The organism is Lactiplantibacillus sp. 7.2.4, from assembly GCF_018991185.1.
In the GTDB taxonomy this organism is placed as follows: domain Bacteria; phylum Bacillota; class Bacilli; order Lactobacillales; family Lactobacillaceae; genus Lactiplantibacillus; species Lactiplantibacillus pentosus.
In genome coordinates, this window is the sequence record NZ_JAGYGS010000007.1 from 79037 (window position 1) to 98069 (window position 19033).

Consider the following 19033-nt stretch of genomic DNA (forward strand, 5'->3'; position numbering starts at 1 on the left):
AGAGGTAGACGTGGCGTAATTGACGATTGTAATCTGACATGAGTTGCAGTTATCCAAATCCGGGTGTGCGTTTCGAGCCAGCAACCAGTTGATGACAGGCGGCTAAAATAATTGTGAAGTTAGACACAAAATCGGTTATAATAGAAATGTAAACGGATTCAATATCTGGAAAATACAGAGATTAAACGAACGAGGAGTGTTTAATATGACTGCAACAATGACGACTAATATTAAGAATAATGATTTTAAAGACGTTGTGTTTAACCGGCAATCAGTTCGCCAATTTGATCCAGCCGTTAAGATTGACCGGGCTGAATTACAGACGATTATCGATGAGACCATCAGCGCCCCATCGGCTTGCAACTTGCAATCCTGGCATTTTGTAGTTGCAGATACGGCGGAAGGTAAGGCGAAGGCTAAGTCCGTCCTGATGAAATTCAACTATCCACAAATTGATTCCTGTTCCGCAATGATCTTCGTTTTAGGCGATACTCAGTCACACTTGGTTTATCGCGATGTTTGGAACAAGGCTTGTGAAGAAGGGCGCATCACCCCTGAAAAACGGGACGAAATCTTCAAGACGTTCCTACCAATGTATGAGAACGCGACGCCCGAATTTCTGCAAGCCGATGCGATGATTGACAGCAGTATGGCTGCGATGCAACTCTTACTGATTGCCCGGGCTCACGGTTATGACACCAACCCGATTGCCGGCTATGCCGCAGATAAAGTTGCGACGACGTTTGGCCTTGATCCTAAACGGTACGTGCCAGTCATGGCGATTGCCATTGGTAAAGCGGCCAGTCAACCGATTACGACGACCCGGTATGATGGCAGTCAAGTGACGGAATTCTGTTAAGAGACTAATTCTGTTAAAACGTGAATTTTAAATTTAGTTATCGTGGGTGTTTGCAATCAAATATTAGACGTGATGACTAATTTCTATGATTTTTTTAAACAGCTTGAACCTTGTTATGACAGGGTCCAAGCTGTTTTTTACGCTAAATGTTAGAAAATTAGTTAGTTTTTGTTGTATTAATCTAACTAACGTGCTAACATAATGTCATTCAAATTCGTAGGAGGATGATTTCATGACAGATCATAATCGAGATTTATTCAATAGTTTTGGTCAATTGTTTCAGAATCGGGCGTTCATGATGGCAATGGCCCAACAATTTCATTTTGGTGACCGTGGTAATGATCGGGGTGGTCGCGGCCAGATGGGTATTTTGCGGGTATTAGCGGATGCGCCAGCTGGCTTGACAAACGCTGAGATTGCCGAAATTTTAGACATCCGGCCCAGCTCAGTCAGCGCGACCTTGAGTCGGTTGGAAGACGCGGAACTGATTACGCGTGAGCCAAGTCCGCGTGACAAACGGGTCGTGATTATCAAACTGAGTGCCCGTGGACAGGAAATGGCCGCACATCGCGTCCAAGGTACCAATGATTTAGCTGACCAGTTATTCGGCAATCTAACGGACGAAGAATGTGAACAATTGCAACACTTATTGGCAAAATTGCGCGCAAACGCGGATGGTATTGATATTCGGGAATTGATGCACTTTGGCCAGCAACATGGTTTTGGTCCTCATCCAGGGTGGGGACGGGGCCCACGGTGGTTCAACTAAATAATCGAAATACGAGGCATAAGTGAAATGGAACGATCACAAACGGCATACTCGCGTCAGGCGGGTCAGAAGTTTGATTTAAAACAGTTTTTACAATTAATTCGGCATACCAGTCCTCGTTACTGGCAACTATGGCTAGGCCTCGGATTGGGACTATTGGCGACGGGTGCGCAATTGATGGTGCCCAAGTTTGCCCAGACACTCATCAACGGGTTTAGTCATGGTGTCAATCAGTCACTGCTAATCGGTGTGATTGCACTGTTCCTCATTAGCGCCGTCATCAGTGCGTTATCAGGCACACTGCTCGGTGTCTTTGGTGAAAATGTCGTGGCGAATTTACGTGGCACACTGTGGCATAAATTAGTGCGGCTACCAGTCCGCTACTTTGATAACGTCAAGACGGGCGAGATGACCTCGCGGCTCGTAAACGATTCGACGCAGATCAAGGACTTGCTCGCCAATGCCTTCCCACAGATGGTGACGTCCTTGATGCAGTTAGTCGGCGCCATCGCCATCATGGTTTTGATGGACTGGAAGATGACTGTGATCATGGTCTTGGCGATTCCAATCGTTTTATTAGTGATGTTTCCGATTATGCGCCAAACTGGCAAGATTGGGCATGAGCGGCAAGACGCACTCGCGGGATTTAGTGGCACGGCGGAAGAAACGTTGAGTGAAATTCGACTGGTCAAATCATCGAATGCGGAACCAGTGGAAACGACGACTGGTGCTGGTCAAATCAAAACCCTTTATCGGATTGGGTTACGCGAAGCAGTGTATGACTCGATTTCTGGTCCAGTCATGACGGCGACGATGATGGCACTATTCGTGGGCGTGCTACTGTATGCATCGGCGCGCGTCGCCAGTGGCACGATGACGATGGGAACCTTAGTGTCCTTTCTAATGTACTTGTTCCAAATTATCGGTCCCGCTGGTACGCTCGGACAATTCTTCACGACCTTAGCCAAGGCGAGTGGGTCAACTGCCCGTATTCGAGAATTACTCGCTGAACCTGAAGAACAATTGACCACTGGTGACACCCATTCAGTTGCCAACGAAACGTTAGCGATGGACCATGTTGATTTTGCTTATGATGAAGATAAACAAATCTTGCATGACGTGAGCTTTGAAGCGCAACCCAATACCGTCGTGGCGTTTGCCGGGCCTTCTGGTGGCGGTAAGTCAACGATTTTCAGCTTACTTGAACGTTATTATCAACCAACTGCCGGGCAGATTCGGATTGGCAATCAAGATATTGAGGACCTCAGCATTAATAGCTGGCGGTCACAGATTGGCTACGTCAGTCAGGATTCGGCCATTATGGCTGGTACGATTCGTCAAAATCTGACGTATGGCGCGGATCGTGACTATTCTGATGCTGAACTCTGGCGGGCCTTGACGTTGGCTTCAGCGGCAGATTTCGTCAGTGCGATGGCGGATGGGCTTGATACCCAAGTCGGTGAACGCGGCGTTAAAGTCAGTGGCGGACAACGGCAACGACTGGCAATTGCGCGGGCGTTCTTACGGGACCCCAAGATTTTGATGTTGGATGAAGCGACGGCGAGCTTGGATTCAGAGTCAGAAGCGATGGTGCAACAAGCACTGGGTGAATTGATGAAGGGTCGTACCACGCTGGTGATTGCCCACCGGTTGAGTACGATTGTTGATGCCGACCAGATTTACTTCATCGAAGACGGCCACGTCAGCGGTTCCGGGACTCATCAGGAATTAATGGCCAACGTCCCGTTATATCGTGATTACGTCAAGATTCAATTCAAAGAATAATTTTGATAACCGTGATCCATTTGGCGTGAAACGCTAAGTGGGTCACGGTTTTCAGGTTACAACGGTTATTAGTTAGCCTTGCGATTGTTGTCGCGACGACATAAAATTACTGATAATTAGTATGTCGCTGATATGCTGACTTAGCGATAACGATCTGCTGTGCAAGTTATTATGGCGCAATAAATATGGCAAATTAACGAGCAGCCTGCATCGTGATAAATGCATATACATTTAACTGGTGAAGCGCTATCATTAAGATAACAAGATTATTTGAAAAGGAATGATGAACGGATGCGAGCATTAGGTGTTATTGATATTGGTGGAACGACCATTAAGTTTGCGGTATGGCAGGATCAGCAATTGGTGGCGAAAACCAAGGTGGCCACGCCAACCACGTTAGCTGAATTTTATGAAGTGCTCACCAGCCAGGTCGCTCAGATGAAGGCGGATTATCAAATCGGCGGGGTGGGCATCAGTTCGCCCGGGGCCGTCAACAAGGCCACGGGTGTGATTGAAGGCGCAAGCGCCCTCCCTTATATCCACAATTTTGAGATTCAGCCGGAATTACAACGGCGCTTTGGCTTACCAGTCAGTATGGAAAACGACGCCAACTGTGCGGCTCTAGCAGAACTCGCAGACGGTGCGGGCAAGGACGTCGCCAGTCTCTGCTTTTTAATTGTTGGGACCGGGGTCGGTGGGTCGGTCATCGTTAATCATCAGATTTGGCATGGGGCCCATTTATTTGGTGGCGAATTCGGGTTTACCTTACTGAATGACCACCAGATTTTGAGTGAGGTGGGGACTGCCGTTTCTGTCGCAAACCGCTACAACGCTGCACATCCGGACCAGCCTCAATTAGACGGGCAGGCGGTCTTTGAACTCGCCGCCCAGGGTGATACCGCTGCACAAGCAGAAGTTCAGGTCATGATCAAAGCGTTAGCCCGGGCAATCTATAATTTGTAGTATAGTTTTGACCCAGAGTTAATCGTCATGGGCGGGGCGGTCTCGAATAATCCGCATTTATTGCCAGCGATTGATGCTGAAATCGAAAAATTGCGGGCAACGGTTAAGATTGCTTCCATTAAACCTAAGGTCGTTGCGTGCCAGTATACGGATGCGGCTAATTTACGGGGAGCGGCTGTTGATTTTGGGCAGACGTACCCGGAACTGACTGACTAATGAGACGTGACCATGACAATTGATGTTTTATGACGCTGGCAAACTAGTGTGTTAACATCGAGCAGATGAATCCGAAATTGACTGTTTAGTGGTGACGATACGAGTCGGGGGATACCGGCGTTGTAGACAAGACACATGTGGTATTGAACTGCGATAATCTGAACAATATTTAGATTATCGCAGCTGCTGACATAGATAAAAGACAAGCGACTCGCATTAAAATTACGAGTCGCTTGTTTTAGTCGTTTAGTTGAAGAAACCTATTCAAGTGGGCGATCAGAAAACAAATTGTAAGCCGCAGTGTAACGACTCTGAACAATAATGTTGGCGACGACTTCCGGTGTTTCAGGATGGTCCTTAGTCAGCCAGTGCCGAATGATTGCCAGCACACCACTGAAGTAGATTGGCATTGCATAATCAGCGGGAATTGATTGAAAATATTGATGATTTAATGGTGCCTGTTCAGTGGTAGCTAGCAGGTTATCGATAAGACCGGCTTGAAACTGATCAAGAAACTGTGGATCGCCATTGGGACCAAGCAATGCCTGAAAGCTAGTTAATTGGGCATTGATATTGGTTGTAAGTTCTAAGTAGGTTGGGTAAGCATTACGTGGGTCAGGATGAACTAATGCAGCTTGGATTCCTTGGTCAAGTACTTGTTGGGAGACCGTGGCTTGTTTAATTAGAGCGTCTTCGAAGGCGTGAATAAAGTCATAAATATCTTGAAAGTGACTATAAAAGCTACCACGACTGACTTTCGCTGCCTTAACGACCATGGTAACGGTCAGTTTGAAGATAGGGGTTGTTGTGAGTAGTTTGGGGACGGTTGAAAACATTTTTTGAACGGCAAGGGGATAATCAGCTGTCATCATGGACCTCCTGTAAATAGTCAATTTGGCTGTGATTGTACATTTTCAATCCACCTGTTTGGCCTTAGACTAAGGTTATTCTAAAAGCGAGGTGCAGATAATGTCAAAAATTGATTTCCATACACACTATTTACCAACAAGTTACGTTGAAGCACTCAAACGGCATATTCCAGGTGATCCTGATGGGTGGCCCACTCCGAAGTGGACGCCCCAGATCACCCTTGATTTTATGGCGGATAATGATATTAGTTACTCGATTCTATCATTATCTTCGCCACACGTTAACTTTGGTGACAAGGCAGAAACGCTACGTTTGGTTGAAGCAGCGAATGATGAAGGAAAAAGTTTGACCCAACAGTATCCCACTCAATTAGGTTACTTGGCAAGTTTGCCAATTCCGTACGAACTAGATACGGTTAAAACCGTACAGCAGGCATTAGATCAAGATGGCGCTTTGGGTGTCACTGTGCCAACTAATTCACGTGGTCTTTACTTTGGATCGCCGGTCTTGGAACGTGTTTACCAGGAGTTAGATGCACGCCAGGCAATCGTTGCGTTGCATCCGAATGAACCAGCCATCTTGCCTAAAAATGTCGATATTGATTTGCCAGTACCGCTACTCGGGTTCTTTATGGATACAACAATGACCTTTATTAATATGCTGAAGTATCATTTCTTTGAGAAGTATCCGAATATTAAAGTGATTATACCGCATGCTGGGGCATTTCTAGGAATTGTTGATGATCGAATCGCACAATATGCGAAACAGGTTTATCAAGTTGACGTTTACGACGTAATGCACCATGTTTATTATGACGTCGCTGGGGCAGTCTTACCGCGTCAGTTGCCAACGTTAATGAGTCTGGCCCAACCCGATCACCTACTATATGGCAGTGACATTCCATACACGCCGTTAGCTGGTTCAAGTCAGTTGGGGCATGCTCTAGAAACAACTGATCTCATTACCAATGAACAGAAACAACAAATTTTTTACGATAACGCGCATCGCTTATTAACGAGATAAGTAGTGCTCAGATGACTGCTGGACAGTCCTCAAAATCAAAATCCCAGTACGCTGATGAGAATCGTTAGCGTACTGGGATTTTGCTGGTGTAAGTGGATAGCAATCGTCCGGAACGATGACGTGAATCATGACGAACACTTAACCTTAATTAAGAATGGAAAACGGGTTAAGGTTCCGCAGTCTTGGCCATCGTCTGACCGACCGTAGCGGTGTATTCACGTTCACCGAGGCTATTTGGATGTAGATTGTCTTTGACGAACCAGTTGTCGTTATCTTGAGCGACGTACAGCCAGTCGACCAGGTGGACGTTGCTGTACTTTTTGGCGGCTGCCGCGATTAACTGGTTGTTGTCATCTTGCCAATCTTTGCCAGGAACCCGGGTGTTGACCCAGTAGATCTGGTGATTGGAACCGATTTGTTCGATGATGCTGTCAATTTCTTCAGCGCTAGTCGGGCCATTGGTTCCAAGGTTGACCAACACGTTCTTATGAATCGCGTTGTCGGACTTGAGCTGGCTGATGACGGCTGGTGCTGCGGAGACTTGGCGCCCAACTTTGGCGTTGACGTTAAAACTACCGAAGATTTGTTTCAAATCTGAAGTGGTTCGCACCATGATTGAATCACCGATACCCGTCACTTTAAGTTTGCGTAATGCATGAATTTCACTAGTTGAGAGTTGATATTTTTCGCCAAGTGCACTGTCGGAAACGGCATGCGTGGCACCTTTAGTTTTGGTGTTCCCCGTAATCGCGTTACCGATGCTGACGACTTGTTGTTTGATCGTTGGTGTTGGAATAATTAACGCGCCACCAATAAAGACGACGGCGAAGATTCCAACTAACCAGTAGACTAATTTTTGATGTTTCATTCGACACCTCCATACCCCGTTATTAGATTAGCTTACCACTAATAGGCTGTCAATTACGAAATTAATATTTACGCGTCAGTCCCAGTGCTGACATTAGTTAAGTGAGTAATCAAACCCATGTCAAAATGGTCATTGGCAAGTTCAGGGGCAGTTGTTAGACTGTAGGTAAGGTAGTTGGAGGAGCGAATTTTGATGCAGAAGAAAACAGTAGGGTTAATTTTAGCCAGTGCCGGGCCATTCCTGTGGGGCAGTTCGGGGACGGTCGCGCAACATTTATTTGATACGACCGCGATTTCGCCATTATGGTTGGTGGCTGTGCGGATGCTGGTGTCCGGCACGTTACTGATTGGTTATGGTGTGAGTCGCCATTTGCCAGTAATGGCCGTTTTTCACCATCCAAAGGCGACGCTCAAGCTGATTTTATTTAGTTTGTTTGGGATGGCTGGGGTGCAACTGACCTATTTTATGGCGATTAGCACGGGAAACGCGGCGATGGCCGCGATTTTACAATTTCTGTCGCCGGTCATGATCATCGTGTACGTGACCGTTACGACCTGGCAAGCGCCCAGCAAGGTCGATGTGATCTCCGTGATTTCAGCGATAATCGGGACGTTTCTAATCGTGACGGAGGGACAATTACATTCGTTAGCCTTGCCAGTCGTCGCAATCGTCTGGGGCGTGCTGGCAGCGGTGGGCGCGACTGTGTATACGTTGATGCCACAGCGTTTACTGACTGGCTACGGGGCGATGCCGATCGTCGGCTGGTCGATGTTGATTGGTGGGGCCTTCGTGCTCGTTGGGACGGGTGCATGGCGGCACGCACCGGAGCTGACCTGGACCGCGTGGGGACAAGTCGGGTTTGTCGTGATTTTTGGGACGATGCTCGCCTACTTGTTCTTCCTGCAAAGTCTCGAGTTTATTTTACCCACGACTGCGAGCGTCCTCGGAGCAATCGAACCACTTTCCGCAACCATCTTAAGCGTCTTATTCTTACATGTGAGCTTTAATTGGGTCGGCCTTATCGGGGCATTATTGATCGTGGGCGTCACCTTTTTGCAATTTGCCGCATCCCGCGCCAATCCGTTTGTGCCGAAGTGAAATTGCTCTGGAAATTAGGCCACTTAAGAAAAATGAACGAATTAATCGTTTTATTCACAAATTCTATTGAAAATCCCCCTTGCTAGCATATACTTTTCGTTGTAGAAAAATATGGGAATAGGGGGATTTTTTAGTTATGAAGTTGAGTAAACGGGGACTGTACTGGCTACTTGGTCTAGTAAGTTTTGTAATCTTACTAGGTTTTGGCCACACGACTGTTGCGCAAGCCGCGACGAATTATCTTGCGAAAGATTACACAACTGCGGCATCGGTCATTAATGGTCCGGATTTCAAACATGCGGATACGATTCAGATTCGCTATCAAATGAGCTTTGGGGATACCTCCTTTAAAGCGGGCGACACCATCACGATTGATATGCCAGCCAACCTGGAACCCAAGACCGTTGGCGCCACGTTTGATGTCACGGATGCTGAAACCGGCGAAGTGATTGGGACCGGGGTCGTCGGTGCAGATGGCAAGACCGTCTTGACCATGAATGCTGCGATTGAAGGCAAGACGAATGTCAAAATCGACGTCAATCTGGGGATGAAATATCGCTATGATGACTTAGGTGAACAAGACGTCGTGTTTGAAACCCAAAATGGCCCAGAGACCTCAGTGATTAATATGGTCGCTAACGAGGCCAATATGTCGAAAAAAGGTACGATGGACAAGGAAAATGGCTTAATCAAATGGACGTTGTTGGTCGACCGTCGTGAAATCACCATGAAAAACTTATCGATTGCGGATACGATCGGTGATCATCAACAGCTGATTGAAGGCGTCGAAGTTTATAATGGCGAATGGTCGAGTGCCAATAGTTACAAACGACGCGATAAAGTTAGCGAAGATGCTTATCAAGTCAACTATCACGAAAACGGTTTTGATTTGAAGTTCAATGACACCGTCAGCAACCTGGTCGTGATTGATTACTATACTAAAATCACGGATACGTCACTGATTGATGAAAATTATCATTTTAAGAATAAAGCCATCATGGAATGGGGTGGCGGCACGTCCGGCACTAAGAATAGTGAAGAAGCGAATGGTAAGGTCTACGACAAGACCGTCAACGATGGTAGTGGGACTGGTGATGCCAGCTCGAGTTCGAACAATTCGTCGAGTGCGGATAGTTCTAGTTCAGTAGATTCTAGTTCTGATTCTTCATCAAGTGTCGATAGCTCCAGTTCAGTAGATTCCAGCTCAGACAGTTCATCGAGTGTTGACAGCTCTAGCTCAGTGGACTCCAGTTCAGACAGTTCGTCGAGCGTTGACAGCTCTAGTTCAGTAGATTCTAGTTCAGACAGTTCATCGAGTGTTGACAGCTCTAGTTCAGTGGACTCCAGTTCAGACAGTTCGTCGAGTGTCGACAGCTCTAGTTCAGTAGATTCTAGTTCAGACAGTTCCTCAAGTGTCGATAGCTCTAGTTCGGTGGATTCCAGTTCGAGCGCTTCATCGAGTTCTAGCAGCTCATCGGCTACTTCTAGTAGCAATGTTAACTCCAGTTCGGAAAGCTCTGACAGTATGTCTCAGCCCGATAACAATGGCAATCAAACCGGGGACATTGAAGACCCAACGGATAATACCGATGTCTACCCGGACATTGACGAAGATACTGGGACCGTTGATGTTGACGCCGGTTTTGATTTGAATTATGACGCTAATCAGTCGAGCGGGACGAATTCGTCTGACAAGTTAACGGATTCAACTTCGAGTGTCTTTACCAGCTCACCTGCGAACACGACGACTGAAAACCAGAATGAGAGTAATCAAACTTCAGCGCCAGCAACCAAGAAGTCCAGCGCGGCTTCGACGGTGTCACAAGGTGATGCGTTAACGCCATCGACACCATCACAACCCGCTAAGTTACCACAAACGAACGAAGCAAAAACGGATAGTCAAGCCTTGCGTTCAGTGGGGATTTTACTAGGCGTCTTGACGGTTGGCGGCGGTGCGTTGATTCGGCACTGGTTTGCTTAATATTAAGTTGAAAATAAATACGATATAAATCAGCTCATTTGGGTGCTAAAACGATTTTCCTAACCAGGAGAATCGTTTTTTTGGCAGCATTTTCGGGTTCAATGTGGTCATGGATCCGTGGGTAGTCCTAGCTTTTAACCGCCGGTGCCAGCCTAGCTAGGGTGCACAGCAATCTGGACAAGCGCAATCTACGACGTACTGATGCCTTGACATAATGTGAATCGCACCGTTATTCTTAATCCGCATAATAGATTGCTAAAAATGAATTGATTTTACTTGGAGTGTTGTTTTACAGTGACCATAAATAGAAACGGAGGTACAGGAATGACGGAGACTTTGATTTTTGATTCTGATTGGTTGACGCCTGAACAAATTCAGCTGGACGGCAAAACAATTAACTATCTTGCGGCTCATGATATTCAGTATGTACAACACCCAGTTGCGGCAATTCAGCGACTCAACGTGTTTGTGCCAGCGGCTTATGAGAACGGCGGGACGGTTAATGGCTATACGCGCGATACGGCACCGATTTTCATGCCGAATACAGTTGGTGGGTATTTTCCGGGTCCAGCCGATGATCCGACTAGGACGCAGTGGCCGAATAATGCAGCCACTATCAAACAAGCCTTGAAACGGGGCTATGTTGTCATTGCAGCCGGACTGCGCGGCCATACAACCGTCAATGAATCGGGCCAACGAGTTGGTCAAGCACCCGCGTTTATCGTTGATATGAAGGCCGCTGTTCGGTATGTCAAGTATAATCAGGCACGATTACCTGGTAACGTGGAACGAATCATTACCAACGGGACGAGTGCCGGTGGGGCAACCTCAGCATTGATGGGTGCTAGTGGTAATGCAAAGCTTTTTGAAGGCGCTTTAACGTCCTTGGGTGCCGCTCCCGCCACTGACGATATTTTTGCGGTCTCGGCCTATTGTCCAATTCACAACTTGGAACACGCCGATATGGCTTATGAATGGCAATTTAATGGCATCAATGACTGGAATCGCAGCCAACCAGTTGCCGGTTCAATGAAAAATGGTCGGCCAAAATTTGAATCAATCACTGGGACTTTGTCAGCAAATGACCAATCGTTATCAGCGGACCTCAAGCGTCAATTCTGTGACTATCTCAATGGGCTACAGTTACACGATGCAAATGGCCAGGCGTTGACAGTGTCGCCTGATGGAACTGGGACTTTTCAGAATTATCTCGTCCAATTATTGACGGATTCAGCTCAATCAGCGCTCGACAAAGGCGTTGATATTCATAAATACGCTGGTTTTACCGTGACTAACGGCAAAGTAACTGGATTAGATCTGAAGGCCTATTTGACTTCGCTGACGCGGATGAAGGCTGTGCCCGCATTTGACCAGCTTGATTTAGGAAGCCTTGAAAACCGACTATTTGGTGATGCTACTGTGCTGAATCGCCATTTTACGTCATTCTCACAGGAACACACGACGGTCCCAGCACAGTTAGCCGAGACTGAGCTCGTTGAAGCGGTCAATCCGTTGACCTACCTCACCGGCAAGCAGTCAGCCAAGATTGCGCAACACTGGCGAATTCGTCATGGCGCTGCTGACCGCGATACCAGCTTTGCAATTCCAATCATTCTGGCGACAGTGTTGCAGAACCAAGGACGAGACGTGGACTTCGCCCTACCATGGGACATTCCACACAGTGGCGATTATGACTTGAGTGAACTGTTTGCCTGGATGGATGGACTGTGCCAGTAGTACTGATTCAGCGTAGCTACTAACTTCATCGCTTTATGGACAATAATTTGAATCGGAAGACTCGCAATTGCAAAATTGCGAGTCTTTTGATTTATTCTGTGGTGATACGCATGGTTCTAGTTAATTTGTCATGAATTATGATTAAATCGTGCCAGTTGGTGGATTCCTGTTCGTCAGCCGATGTGCGCCTTATTCCGACTTCCGGGGCCGGCTGACAACGCTGGAACAGGGCGGACATCGATTTGAACTCACGCAGAAACCCACCGCGCAATTTCAAATACGAGTCTTCTTCTAGCCCGGGAAACCCGCCCGGACAAGAAGAATTTCGCCCTTGAGCATTGTCAGCCAGCCCCTACAGTTGGGAACCTGCTCGAATGGCGGATTAACGACCACCTATCTAGGTACAATTGACCACTGATTATTAGGTGACTGGTCATTCGAGCAAACTTTTAATTAGAAACGGTAATATTTTATGGCATTTGAGTACTGAGAAGATCGGTTGAATATTGCTCACTAGCTTCAATGGCAATTAGTTTTGAAATGAGTTGATGAAATTGCGTCGTTTAGAATTCGAGACTTTCTCATCTCAAACGAGTAGAGAAAATTCTGACAGGTTTCGTGAGGCTGCTGATTCAAAAAGTTAAATCATGGCTAAGAAAGTTTAGCAAACGTTAGAAACCAGCATGTCAGTTGAATATCAAAATGTCAGTGTACCAAGGAACCAACGACTAATCCAACAAAAAGTTGGGCCCGCCCATGTCTGCCTTTCGAATACCATCCCCGGCTGGAAGGTGTTTCTGACAATGCTCAGCGATGAAATTCCACTTAGCAAGCGATGTGTGCTTGGTTAGTGGAAGACCAGTATTTAAGACGTGGGTTGTCGGCTTAAATCTGTGTCCATCGCGTTCCAGCGTTGTCAGAAATACCTGGAAGCCGGTGTAGGACGAACAACACGACAGCTTTACGCTAACTCGCTTCGTTTCCAGCGGTTCTCAGCTGGTAGCACTTGAACCTAAAAAATAGCATGATTTAATCATCTTTAATGCTAAAGAATAACTAGCACAACGCGTAAGGGTATGTTTTAGGGCGCCCGGCGCTGGCTGCAAAGCACTAAAGTCGCCGTTCAGACCCAATGGACGTTGACCTTAGTAAAGTGAGCGACTAAATTATGAAAATGGCGTTGACAATTTTCAGGCCGCGTGGTTAAATAGAACCATTCTCACATTTCTCTAATCATAATCTTATTAATTAAAATGCAGGAGGATTACATATGGAAGCAACCACTAACGCGGATACCGCGACACATAAGATGAGTACCATGGATTACGTTTATAAAGTTTCAGACGGTGTTTCTAATGCGATTTTAGTTTGTTTGGGAATTGGCCTCTTGTTACAGTCGTTGGCGAATTTTGTTCACTGGACAGCGTTATATCAAGTGGGTGCAATTGCGCAAGTGTTATTAGGGCCAGCCTTTGGCGTTGCGATTGCGACGATGCTCAATAGCAATACCTTAGTCACGTTTAGTGCGATGATTTCGTCGACGATTGGTGCGAACGCCGTCTTCTTTTCACAATCAGCGACGAACGGGGTGACGGCGACGGGCCATACTTTGGCACAAGCGGCGCAAAGTTCGATTTTTACGACTGGTCAACCGATTTCGGCCGTTGCTGCCGGATTAGTAGCCGTCTTGGTCGGTAATTACTTAACCGGAAAAACGCCGCTCGATATGATGCTGGTCCCATTGGCCGCAACCTTTGTCGGTGCCGTGGTTGGTTTAGGCTTAGCGTCAGTGACGACGCCGGCCTTGGTGTGGTTGAGCAAGTTCATTGCAACGTCAATGAAGGTGAACCCATTGATTGGGTCGATGGCAGTTTCGTTAGCTTGGGCCTTATTCTTGATGACCCCGGCCTCATCAGCTGCGCTAGCCGTGGCGGTCATGTTGGATCCCGTTTCGTCAGGGGCAGCCTTGATTGGAACGACGGCACAATTCGTCGGCTTCACGATCATGTCATTTCGGCAAAACAATCTCGGTGCTAACATTGCACAGGGAATCATCACGCCCAAGGTCCAATTTCCTAATCTGATCGTTAACCCGCGTTTAGCGATTCCACCAATGGTCGCGGCCGTGATTTCCGCACCGGTGGCGACGATCGTCTTTCGTTTTTCTACCAGCTATAAGTTAGCTGGTCTAGGCTTAAACTCGTTGATTGCGCCGATTTCTTTGGCTTCCACCAACTTCAACAGTTTCATGGTCTATCTCCTGACTGGTGTGGTCATGCCAGCCGTCATTTCAATCGTGCTCTACCGGATACTGGTCGCTGCTAAGTGGGTCGAATCACGGCAGCTCCAGTTGGAAGTGGTTTAGACAATTAGTATCGGACTAAAAAATAGCTCAACTAAACTTATCTTTAAGTTTAGTTGAGCTATTTTTTTACAGTGATTGTCTTTCAACGATTTGAGTGGCAATCAAAACTTTCAATGGCATCCGTTGGGGATGGAGAAATTGATCTAAAAGTTGCTGAAGTGCTTGATGGGCAATTTGCTCAATTGGGACATGCACCGTTGATAACTCCGGGGTAACGAGAGTGCCTTCGTAAATATCGTCAAATCCCATGATTGCGAGTTGATTAGGAATACTGAGCTTAGCCTGACGTGCAATCTTCAACAGGCGCAAGGCGATATAGTCGTCTTCGCAAAAAATCGCACGTGGTAACTGGTGGTGCATGAAGCGATCCATATTGAGGCCGTTCGGATTGGTTTCTGTGGGCGAAATGAAATAGAAGTTATCGTTACTGATCGAGACGCCGGCTTCTTTTAATGCGGCCCGAAAACCGCGTCTACGTTCAGCAAAGTTGGACATGATCTTATCTGACGCAAAGTAGCCGATTTCGCGATAGCCCTGACTTAAGATGTACTTTCCTGCCATTTTTGCGCCCTGATAGTTATCCATCGTTACAAAATCAGCATCGATATCTTCGAAGTAGGTGTCGAGAAAAACTACGTGTTTGAGATGCTTCTTTAATAGTTCAGTATTTTCTTGATTGAGGTCGGTTCCGAGCACTAAGAAGCTGGTCGCGGTCGTTTTGAGTTCGCCAATACGTTGGCTGAGTTCCTCTTGGTTGATCGTGATCGTTTTTAAACTGCCATTAAGGGCGCCGACCTCGGCGGATAGACACGAAATCAGCGAATTAAAGAAGGGCAGTGTCCGATAATTACTCTTGACCACGCCGCTCGTTGTCACGACTAGAAAGGTGACGGTGCCGAGGTTACTGGTAATGTCAGCCCGCTTTTTTCGCAGTGGCTGGTAACCGTGTTCCTTCGCAATTTTAATGATTTTCGTTCTGGTCTGGTCGCTGATACCAGGTTTTTCGTTAAGTGCCAATGAAACGGATGCCTTTGAGACTCCCGCCATTTTTGCAATGTCACTGATTTTAATCGCCATCTGATTATCTCCCTTGTAACTAAAATTATACTTAACTAAAGCAAAACTAGCAAATTTGGTTGAGCTATTTTAGTGGTCATTTTAGAATTGAATTTGTAAGCGATGACAAATACATTGGAGGTTTCATTATGACACAATCAATTAAGCTTGGATTTGCACCCACACGGCGAAACATTTTTTCTGCAGATGCTGCGATCGAATACGCAAATTTAACGCGGGATAAATTAGATAAAATGGGTGTCAATTATGTTGACATCAAGGAAGTCAATGATGATGGACTGCTCTACGATGACGCTGGCATGGAAAAAATTGCCGCTAAGTTTAATGCCGAAAAAATTGATGGCCTGTTTCTCGCCAATGAAAACTTTGGAACTGAATATGAATGTGCCCGGTTAGCCAAAAAATTGGACGTTCCAGTCTTGCTGTGGGGACCGAAAGATGAAGCGCCAGCAGCGGACGGCTCACGTCTGCGCGATACGCAGTGTGGATTATTCGCAATCGGTAAAGTGTTACGCCGATTCCAGATTCCTTTTACGTACTTAGTTAACGTAGACATCGATGATCCTGAATTTGAACGCGGTGTTAATGATTTTATTAAAGTATGTAATATCGTCAAGACGTTCAAAAATACGCGCATCTTGCAAGTTGGGCCACGGCCGTTTGATTTCTGGTCGACGATGGTCAACGAAGGGGAATTGCTAGAAAAATTCAATATTTCATTGTCCCCAATTCCAATGACTGAACTAGTTGAAGAAATTCATGACTTACAAGCTAAGCATTCAGCTGAGATTGAGACCACGATTGCGACCTTAAAGCAAGTCGCCGATATCGATATTAGTGACAAAGATTTAAATATGGTGGCGGCGTTGAAGGTCGCGTTATCACATAAGATGACGGAATACGGCTGCAATGCGGGGGCGATTCAATGTTGGACGGCACTCCAAGACGAAATCGGTATTTTACCGTATGCCTCTGAATCCTTACTTCAAGATGAAGGCACACCAGTGACCTGTGAAACGGATATTCATGGTGTGATTTCTGAATTATTAGTGGAAGCGGCAACCATGGGTGATCAAAAGGCGATCTTCGCGGATGTCAACTGTCGCCACCCAGAAAATCCAAATGGTGAATTATTACAACATTTAGGTGTCTTCCCATTCTCAACGGCTAAGAACAAGCCATCATTGCCAAAATCACATTTTGTGTTTGATTATCCTGGCTCAGTTGCGCTTCAAGCCCAAGATGGTGAGTACACGTTATGCCGGTTTGACGGCGATAATGGCCAATACAATTTATTACTAGGTAATGCCAAGTCCTGCGAAGGCCCTTACGAACAAGGGACGTACGTATGGTTACAATTCGCTAACCTAAATCGTTTTGAAACCAAGTTGGTCTACGGCCCATACATTCACCATATGGCAGCGGTTCGTGCGGATGTTGTACCCGTCCTATATGAAGCTTGCAAGTACCTTGGCGTGACACCTGACTTCTACGATCCAATTGAAGATGATGTCAAGGCATACTTACGCGGTGATATTAAGTCGATCGTTAAGTAAAGGAGCAGATTAATTTGAGAATTGATGAACTTAAGCTGAAAGCGGCACAAATCCGACGCGCCACCTGGCAAATGATTTATCAAGCCAAGACTGGTCATACTGGTTCGGATTTATCATGTACGGACATTTTGGTCGCGTTATATTATGCGGTCATGAACCAGACGCCGGAGACTTTTAATGATGATAATCGAGATCGGTATATTCAATCGAAAGGCCATGCGGTTGAAGTTTTATATAACGTGTTGGCAGACCGGGGCTATTTCCCGAAAAGCGATTTAGCGACCTATTCTCAATATGATTCGCCATATATTGGCCATCCGACCAACCATGTCAACGGTATTGAGTTGAATACGGGATCGTTGGGCCATGGACTCGGACTAAGTGTCGGTATTGCGAAGGCGGCTAAGTTAGATCATCAGGATTATCACGTCTATACCTTGATGGGTGACGGTGAACAAGCAGAGGGTTCTGTATGGGAAGCCGCAATGGCCGCGGGTAGTTTTAAACTGGACAATTTGACGGCGATTATTGATCACAATCGATTACAAATCAGTGGGCCGACTGCTGAAGTGATGAATAGTGAACCATTGGCGGATAAATATCGGGCTTTCGGCTTTGATGTTATTGAAATTGATGGCAATGATATGGCACAGTTGGTCGATGCATTGGAAACACCGAATACGCCACTGCGGCCAAAACTGATTTTAGCTGACACGATTAAGGGCCGTGGCATTAGTTTCGCTGAAAATCGGGCAGAATGGCATCATAAAGTTCCAACTGCTGCCCAATATCAACAAGGATTAGATGAACTGGATGCGGTAATTGGGAGGTTACAAAATGACTAAGAGTGCAAAAGTCGGTTCAGTAATTTGCGATGAATTAATTACTGCGGCTAATCAAGATCATAATATTTTAGCGCTGACTAGTGATTCCCGCGGTTCAGCGTCACTAACGCCATTTGCAACGCAATTACCTGATCAACTGGTTGAGATGGGTATCGCGGAACAGAATTCTGTGACGGTCGGCGCCGGTTTGGCCCATAGTGGCAAACGGCCATTTGTCTTCTCACCCGCGGCATTTTTAACCATGCGGAGCATTGAACAGGTCAAAGTTGATGTCACTTATTCGGATACCAACGTTAAGTTGATCGGTATTTCAGGTGGTAATTCGTATAGTGTGTTGGGAAATACCCATCATTCGTTACAAGACCTAGCGATTACCCGCGCATTACCCAATTTGGAAGTCTATATGCCCGCTGACGAGTACCAAACTCGTGGGTTGATGCAGTATTTAGCGAAGTCTGATCACCCGGCTTACGTGCGGATTGGCAAGCAAGCGTTACCAGACATTTATGAGAACCAGCAACAAGCCTTTCGTGGCCCCGGCAAGGCCAATATCGTGATGGATAATGGTAACGATGTGGCCTTAGTGGCAGCGGGCGAAACCGTTCAAATCGCGGTGCGGACTGCACGCAAATTAGCAGAACAAGGCGTCCAAGCCAAAGTAATCGATTTGGTGAGTGTTAAACCATTGGATCGCGCGTTACTCAATCAAGTCGCTGACCAAGTCAACTTAATTACCACGATTGAAGAACATTCTATCTATGGTGGCCTAGGTTCGGCAGTAGCTGAGGCGCTAGCTATTCGTGGCGATACTCGCGTGGATATTGCTGGTTTTCCAGATGAACCGGCAATTGCGGGGACCCAAGCTGAAGTGTTTGCGCATTACGGTCTGGATGAAGCGCATCTAACTAAGCGTATTATGGCGAACTTAAATCAATAAATAGCAGCAAGTTTGAATTGAATTAATAGGGCAGCTTCTGGATTTCAGCAGGTAGCTGTCCTTATTTGTAAGATGAAAAGGTTG

At 46.4% G+C, this 19033-nt stretch carries 14 protein-coding genes and 1 pseudogene; 12 read left to right on the forward strand and 3 right to left on the reverse strand.

The genetic code is table 11. The features are described from left to right. The first annotated feature begins 205 nt into the window (after nt 1-205). The 4 genes and pseudogenes from KGF70_RS04035 (at nt 206) to KGF70_RS04050 (ending at nt 4592) form a co-directional block, all read left to right on the forward strand. Nucleotides 206-859, forward strand: a complete 654-nt coding sequence (locus KGF70_RS04035; RefSeq protein ID WP_088770766.1) for a nitroreductase family protein — start codon at nt 206-208, stop codon at nt 857-859. A gap of 232 nt (nt 860-1091) precedes the next feature. Continuing rightward, nucleotides 1092-1628 carry a MarR family winged helix-turn-helix transcriptional regulator gene (locus tag KGF70_RS04040; protein ID WP_105920364.1) on the forward strand — a complete coding sequence of 179 codons (537 nt, stop codon included), beginning with the start codon at nt 1092-1094 and terminating at the stop codon, nt 1626-1628. 27 nt (nt 1629-1655) lie between these two features. After that, nucleotides 1656-3413 carry an ABC transporter ATP-binding protein gene (locus KGF70_RS04045; protein ID WP_216767632.1) on the forward strand — a complete coding sequence of 586 codons (1758 nt, stop codon included), beginning with the start codon at nt 1656-1658 and terminating at the stop codon, nt 3411-3413. A gap of 291 nt (nt 3414-3704) precedes the next feature. After that, nucleotides 3705-4592 (forward strand): annotated as a pseudogene (locus KGF70_RS04050) (ROK family protein). Nucleotides 4593-4852: 260 nt separating this feature from the next. Here KGF70_RS04050 and KGF70_RS04055 read toward each other — a convergent pair. Then, on the reverse strand, nt 4853-5464 hold the full coding sequence (locus tag KGF70_RS04055) for a TetR/AcrR family transcriptional regulator (RefSeq protein WP_050340169.1): 612 nt from the start codon (nt 5462-5464) through the stop codon (nt 4853-4855). Nucleotides 5465-5561: 97 nt separating this feature from the next. On the opposite strand from KGF70_RS04055, the gene KGF70_RS04060 reads away from it, so the two are divergent. Beyond that, a complete protein-coding gene (locus KGF70_RS04060) occupies nt 5562-6485 on the forward strand; it encodes an amidohydrolase family protein (protein WP_105920367.1) in 924 nt (307 codons plus the stop codon). Between the two features lie 166 nt (nt 6486-6651). Here KGF70_RS04060 and KGF70_RS04065 read toward each other — a convergent pair whose 3' ends face one another. After that, nucleotides 6652-7353, reverse strand: a complete 702-nt coding sequence (locus KGF70_RS04065; protein ID WP_003639639.1) for a hypothetical protein — start codon at nt 7351-7353, stop codon at nt 6652-6654. A 192-nt stretch (nt 7354-7545) separates the two neighbouring features. Between KGF70_RS04065 and KGF70_RS04070 the strand changes: the two genes are divergently transcribed. The 4 genes from KGF70_RS04070 to KGF70_RS04085 all read left to right on the forward strand — a co-directional run bounded on the left by KGF70_RS04070 (nt 7546) and on the right by KGF70_RS04085 (nt 14534). After that, a complete protein-coding gene (locus tag KGF70_RS04070; RefSeq protein WP_216767631.1) occupies nt 7546-8451 on the forward strand; it encodes a DMT family transporter in 906 nt (301 codons plus the stop codon). Nucleotides 8452-8587: 136 nt separating this feature from the next. Continuing rightward, the gene (locus KGF70_RS04075) at nt 8588-10432 is read left to right on the forward strand and encodes a collagen binding domain-containing protein (RefSeq protein ID WP_216767630.1); all 1845 of its coding nucleotides are present in this window, start codon (nt 8588-8590) and stop codon (nt 10430-10432) included. A gap of 324 nt (nt 10433-10756) precedes the next feature. Next, on the forward strand, nt 10757-12169 hold the full coding sequence (locus KGF70_RS04080; RefSeq protein WP_216767629.1) for a subtype B tannase: 1413 nt from the start codon (nt 10757-10759) through the stop codon (nt 12167-12169). Nucleotides 12170-13439: 1270 nt separating this feature from the next. Continuing rightward, nucleotides 13440-14534, forward strand: a complete 1095-nt coding sequence (locus tag KGF70_RS04085) for a PTS transporter subunit IIC (RefSeq protein WP_216767628.1) — start codon at nt 13440-13442, stop codon at nt 14532-14534. 66 nt (nt 14535-14600) lie between these two features. On the opposite strand, the gene KGF70_RS04090 is transcribed toward KGF70_RS04085, so the two are convergent. Continuing rightward, nucleotides 14601-15611 (reverse strand): LacI family DNA-binding transcriptional regulator, encoded by a 1011-nt coding sequence (locus tag KGF70_RS04090; protein ID WP_216767627.1) that lies wholly within the window; start codon nt 15609-15611, stop codon nt 14601-14603. 128 nt (nt 15612-15739) lie between these two features. Between KGF70_RS04090 and KGF70_RS04095 the strand changes: the two genes are divergently transcribed. The 3 genes from KGF70_RS04095 to KGF70_RS04105 are packed head-to-tail and all read left to right on the forward strand — an operon-like array spanning nt 15740 to nt 18949. After that, entirely contained in the window at nt 15740-17167 is a 1428-nt protein-coding gene (locus KGF70_RS04095; RefSeq protein WP_088770775.1) for an L-fucose/L-arabinose isomerase family protein, read from the forward strand. Nucleotides 17168-17181: 14 nt separating this feature from the next. Further along, nucleotides 17182-18012: a transketolase gene (locus KGF70_RS04100; protein ID WP_105920373.1), complete on the forward strand. Its 831-nt coding sequence runs from the start codon at nt 17182-17184 to the stop codon at nt 18010-18012. Then, nucleotides 18005-18949 (forward strand): transketolase family protein, encoded by a 945-nt coding sequence (locus KGF70_RS04105; protein WP_105921772.1) that lies wholly within the window; start codon nt 18005-18007, stop codon nt 18947-18949. Before KGF70_RS04100 ends, KGF70_RS04105 begins: the two co-directional genes overlap by 8 nt. Nucleotides 18950-19033: the final 84 nt, after the last annotated feature.

Bases quoted from the DNA above. Each gene is read 5' to 3' on its own strand.
- KGF70_RS04070 (WP_216767631.1), top strand. From the start codon at position 7,546: ATGCAGAAGAAAACAGTAGGGTTAATTTTAGCCAGTGCCGGGCCATTC.
- KGF70_RS04105 (WP_105921772.1), top strand. From the start codon at position 18,005: ATGACTAAGAGTGCAAAAGTCGGTTCAGTAATTTGCGATGAATTAATT.
- KGF70_RS04085 (WP_216767628.1), top strand. From the start codon at position 13,440: ATGGAAGCAACCACTAACGCGGATACCGCGACACATAAGATGAGTACC.
- KGF70_RS04090 (WP_216767627.1), bottom strand. From the start codon at position 15,611: ATGGCGATTAAAATCAGTGACATTGCAAAAATGGCGGGAGTCTCAAAG.
- KGF70_RS04080 (WP_216767629.1), top strand. From the start codon at position 10,757: ATGACGGAGACTTTGATTTTTGATTCTGATTGGTTGACGCCTGAACAA.
- KGF70_RS04045 (WP_216767632.1), top strand. From the start codon at position 1,656: ATGGAACGATCACAAACGGCATACTCGCGTCAGGCGGGTCAGAAGTTT.
- KGF70_RS04065 (WP_003639639.1), bottom strand. From the start codon at position 7,353: ATGAAACATCAAAAATTAGTCTACTGGTTAGTTGGAATCTTCGCCGTC.
- KGF70_RS04040 (WP_105920364.1), top strand. From the start codon at position 1,092: ATGACAGATCATAATCGAGATTTATTCAATAGTTTTGGTCAATTGTTT.
- KGF70_RS04035 (WP_088770766.1), top strand. From the start codon at position 206: ATGACTGCAACAATGACGACTAATATTAAGAATAATGATTTTAAAGAC.
- KGF70_RS04095 (WP_088770775.1), top strand. From the start codon at position 15,740: ATGACACAATCAATTAAGCTTGGATTTGCACCCACACGGCGAAACATT.
- KGF70_RS04060 (WP_105920367.1), top strand. From the start codon at position 5,562: ATGTCAAAAATTGATTTCCATACACACTATTTACCAACAAGTTACGTT.
- KGF70_RS04055 (WP_050340169.1), bottom strand. From the start codon at position 5,464: ATGATGACAGCTGATTATCCCCTTGCCGTTCAAAAAATGTTTTCAACC.
- KGF70_RS04075 (WP_216767630.1), top strand. From the start codon at position 8,588: ATGAAGTTGAGTAAACGGGGACTGTACTGGCTACTTGGTCTAGTAAGT.